Here is a 2,748-nt window from a genome sequence, read left to right as displayed (position 1 = left end):
TAGCATACTTTTTTTATCAAACTAAATTAGCAGCCTAAAAAAGGAACCTTCTTAAAAAGGCTTTATTGGAATTATAGCGAAGTAAAATTTGAAGGTTTTAATCGAAAAATGAGGTTTTTTCACAGCCTGACGTTTCTGGGCTTTGCGATGGTGGGGCAATCGAAGCACAAAACTTCAATTTTTCACAAATGTTGAACCGAAGAACAACTATTGAACTTTGCAGTTTCGCCCCACTATTGCAAAACCCTTGTTAGCGGTAGTTCTTATATTTTTATAATGTTTAAAAAGTTAGATTTATTTTTAATTACCTTGTTCTTAAATGATTTGTATATATGATATTGATTCAAATTGTTTTGAGTTATAATTATAGGATTAGAATTTTCAATATTTAATTTACTATAACCTAAATCTGAAGAAAAAGGATTTGTATTCCAAGAATAATACAATTCTACAGATTTTACGCTTTTAAAATTAACTTCGGTTTTTTTATTATCCAGTTTATCCAAAATAATAATTATTTGATTTTGCTTATCAAGTTTAATTTCCTCTTTATTATTTATTTGAAAATACTTATACCTAACAATTGCAGTTTGTAAATACAAATATGTTAAAAAAGAAAACAAACATATTGACAATATTGCAAAAACGATTTTTAAGTTCGTAATTTGATTCCAATCAAGTATCATCTTTCTCAAAATCATTATGGTAATAAAAATAGTAAATAATAAAAATATGAATCCAAAAATTAAATCAGTCAAAATTTTACTTTTTTTATACTCGAATTCCATTTATACAATATTTTTTGCAGAATTACCGCTAACGTTCTCGCGCCTTGCGCCGTTTGCGACTTACGAAGACGAGTATTTTCGGCTAAACGAAGATATGATAAAAAACGGTAATTCCACTAAATTCGCAAATGGCGCAAGACGTGTGTTACCAGCAGATTATTTCTTCACAATAATTTTATTTTCAACGAAATCTAATATTTTTTTAAAATTTTCTTCCCCAACTTCTACTTCTGCTAAGATTAAAGGTTCGTATTTTTTTGTAATCATAAGCAAGTTATCTTCTTTTATTAAATATGTTCTAAATTCTTTCCATTCAAAGACTCTTTCTGTTTCTTGAACTTTTGTAATTAAGCTTTCTTCAGTAAATTCATAAGTAAAATTAGTTATGCTTCGGCACGCTTCAATTTCTTTAGTTTTAACTTCTTCAAATCCTTTATATGATGATTTTATTTTAAAATAGTAATAGATGTATGGGATTAAAATTCCTAATCCAAAAAGTATAAATGCAAATCCAAAAAAGCTCGGTCTGTCAAAAGTGATAAGAGAACCGATTATTAATAAAGTTAGACCAAGAAAATGAGAGTTTTTATAATATGCAATTTTTTCTTTCCATGCTAAATCACGAAGCAAATCCATTTGTTTTATATAAATATTTTCATCAAAATTTAATTCAAATTTCATATTTTTAACTCGTTATATGTTAATTTGCTGGTAACGTTCCGCGGCTTCGTGACAGTTGCGATGCCAGCGAACGGATTATTTTCTGTTAAAGATAAATGTTTTTCGTGAACGCGTAAAAATATAAACCAGCAATTGCGCGAAACCGTTGTTATCGTGAGTTGCGACACCCAAACTTGGCAAACCAAACTTTTCAAGCAAACAATTTCCGCGTTGCTTATAATTCGGCGTCATCTTTTTCAAAACCTAGACTTTCAAGAATTGGAATAATTGATTCAGTTTTTAAATCTACTGCTTTGAGAATTTTGACAACTTCTTTAACATTTTTTTGAGCGACTGCTTTGTCAAACTTATCTAGTTTCCCACTTTCATATAATCTTTCATTTACTGTCATTCCACCGTAATCCATAATGTAAATTTTAATTCTATTCTTCAATTCTTCTCGGTTTCGGAGCAATTGACGATAACGTCCCGCTACTACAGCGGGTTTGGGGTTAAATTAAGACCATTTTTCGGATTTGCCAAATATTCCCTAATACAAGACCATTTCTCCATTAAGCCAATTGCCCAAATCCGTTGTAGCAAGTGTTGTATGCTGTTGTTCTACTTACTATTTTCTACTAATTCAACCAAAGAATCTTTAAAACCTTTTAAAAAGATATCATTAAGTTGATGACTATTGCCTTCAAAAAAATATCTCAAAGTTTTAAAATTTTCTGAAGAATCATTTAGCTCATTTTCAAAATCTTCTTCCGAAATGAATTTACATCTTTTCATTGTATCCTTCTTAATTAGATCTTTTTGAGATATTTCTAATTTATCGTATAAACCTCTTAAATTATGAGTAAAGGAAAAATTCTTTCCATTTTTTACAGTTAAATATTTTATAGCTAATTCGCAAACTAATGCCGAAATAACAGAAAAAACAATTCCATTATTTAGTTTATCATTTTGTGATTCTACAAGTTCTGGTTTTTCTTTTCTGAATATTTCATTAAATTCTGAAATATCAAGTTTGATCCCATAATGATTTTCCAGTCTTTTAAAAGTCTCATTAAACGTTATTTCATTCGAAACCGCTTCTTGGAAATCTTTTAATAAATTATCACTAAGTTTATTATAGATATTTATCGATAGTTTGAAGGAAAATAAATTATAATTATTTGTCATAATTTCTCGTTTGTTTTGTCAATAGCATACAACTTGTTTATACCAGCCATAAAATGGCTCCAATCTACCTAATTTTGGCTGGCTTTGTGCCATAAGTAAGCTGATATTTATT

Annotated in this window: 4 protein-coding genes; all 4 read right to left on the bottom strand. The window is 28.6% G+C overall.

Annotation, left to right across the window (positions count from 1 at the left end; genetic code table 11):
* Positions 1-263: 263 nt before the first annotated feature.
* The 4 genes from ACSV4D_RS18040 to ACSV4D_RS18025 all read right to left on the bottom strand — a co-directional run bounded on the left by ACSV4D_RS18040 (position 264) and on the right by ACSV4D_RS18025 (position 2,636).
* Positions 264-788, bottom strand: a complete 525-nt coding sequence (locus ACSV4D_RS18040) for a hypothetical protein (RefSeq protein WP_439229381.1) — start codon at positions 786-788, stop codon at positions 264-266.
* Positions 789-944: 156 nt separating this feature from the next.
* A complete protein-coding gene (locus ACSV4D_RS18035; protein ID WP_408082118.1) occupies positions 945-1,469 on the bottom strand; it encodes a hypothetical protein in 525 nt (174 codons plus the stop codon).
* Positions 1,470-1,683: 214 nt separating this feature from the next.
* Positions 1,684-1,875: a hypothetical protein gene (locus tag ACSV4D_RS18030; RefSeq protein ID WP_439229380.1), complete on the bottom strand. Its 192-nt coding sequence runs from the start codon at positions 1,873-1,875 to the stop codon at positions 1,684-1,686.
* A 194-nt stretch (positions 1,876-2,069) separates the two neighbouring features.
* Positions 2,070-2,636 (bottom strand): hypothetical protein, encoded by a 567-nt coding sequence (locus ACSV4D_RS18025; protein ID WP_439229379.1) that lies wholly within the window; start codon positions 2,634-2,636, stop codon positions 2,070-2,072.
* Positions 2,637-2,748: the final 112 nt, after the last annotated feature.

It is taken from the genome of Flavobacterium sp. ARAG 55.4 (assembly GCF_051846875.1).
Lineage (GTDB): Bacteria > Bacteroidota > Bacteroidia > Flavobacteriales > Flavobacteriaceae > Flavobacterium > Flavobacterium plantiphilum.
This window is presented reverse-complemented; position numbering and strand designations above follow the sequence as displayed.